Below are 1,426 nucleotides of genomic sequence, written 5' to 3'. Positions count from 1 at the left end.
TCTACACGCTGGTGGAAGTGACGCGTGCCGGCGCCGAAGTGCGGCGAGTCGACCTGCGCAGCCAGGGCGTGAACGACAACGAGGTCGCGGGGCTGGCCTTCGCAGGCGACGGCTCGCTGCTGGTGGCTTCGACCCATGGCGTGATCTACAAGGTGCAGACCAACGGGGACAGCGCCGCGGTGCCGACGGCGACGCTGTCGCAGGTGGTGGCAACCGCGACCGACGGGGTGGCGGCCAGCGCGCTGCAGGCTGCGGCCAACGTGGGGCAGGTGATCGAGCTGGTCGGGACCAACTTCGGGCCGGGCACGCGGGTGCTGTTCGAGACGCTGGACAACGGCGGCAGCCGGCAGACGGTGGCGGTGACGCCGCTGGGGATCAACGCGGCGGGAACGCGGCTGCAGGTGCAGGTGCCGGACGCGGCGACCACCGGGGACGTGCGGGTGGTCAACGCCGGCTGGCGCAACATGGGCTTCAACAGCTATGCGGACGCGGTGTACCGCGACGTCAGCGTCACCTTCACGGCCGGCGGGACTACGGCCAGCGTGCGCTTCGCCGACGCGGGCCTGGAAGACGCGGGCAACGAGAGCTGGGGCCTGGACAACGTGCGGCTCACCCAAGGTGCCGCGACGCTGTTCAGCGACGACTTCGAGGGCACGGCGGCGGCGCAGTGGGGCGCTGCGTCCATCGACGGCAGCGAGCGGGGCGCCTTCACGCGCTTCCTGGGCCGGCTGAACAACGGCGGGCAGACCCTGAACCTGGGCGGGCTCACCGCGGGCCAGAGCTACACGCTGCACTTCGACCTGCTGGTCTTCGACAGCTGGGACGGCGCCAGCCGCAATGCGGGGCCGGACCTGGTGGACGTGAGCGTGGATGGCGTGAGCCTGCTGCGCGAGAGCCTGAGCAACGTCTTTGCCGGCGATGCGGTGCAGACGCTGCGCGCCACGCCGGGGGTGCGGCTGCAGATCGTGCCGACGCTGGCGGCCACGCAGGGCGGGCCGGGCGAGGACAGCAACTTCTACCTGTACGGCAGCGGCTTCATGGAAGGCGCGAGCACGATCACCATCGGCGGCGTGGCCTTCGCCGATGGCGCCACCAACCTGTATCCGCTGGACGTCACGGGCGGGCGCAACGACACGCTGTCGGTGGTGGCCACGCGCACGCTGGACGGGCCGATCCGCGTCACCACCGAGGGTGGCTACGCGCAGATCGCCGGGCCGAGCACGCCGGCCCAGCCGCCCTCGCAGTTCACGGGTATCCTGGCGACCGCCAACGGCGGGCAGGCGGCCAATGCGGCCCAGCCCTCGGCCATCACCGGCCAGGCGATCGTGCTGCAGGGGCAGGGCTTCACCGGCAGCACGCTGGTGCAGTTCCAGGGCGTGGACGACACCGGCGTGCTGGGCACGCTCACGCGCACCGGCAACGTGGG

General features: G+C 71.9%; 1 protein-coding gene. It reads left to right on the top strand.

Annotated elements, in window-relative coordinates; translation table 11 throughout:
• On the top strand, nucleotides 1-1,426 hold a 1,426-nt coding region (locus tag LZ009_RS24150), incomplete at both ends, for a hypothetical protein (protein ID WP_275700554.1).

Origin of the sequence: Ramlibacter paludis, assembly GCF_022012305.1 — a bacterium.
Classification (GTDB): Bacteria; Pseudomonadota; Gammaproteobacteria; order Burkholderiales; family Burkholderiaceae_C; genus Ramlibacter; species Ramlibacter paludis.
Note: the sequence above shows the minus strand (reverse complement) of the source record. Positions and strands in the feature narration are given on the sequence as shown.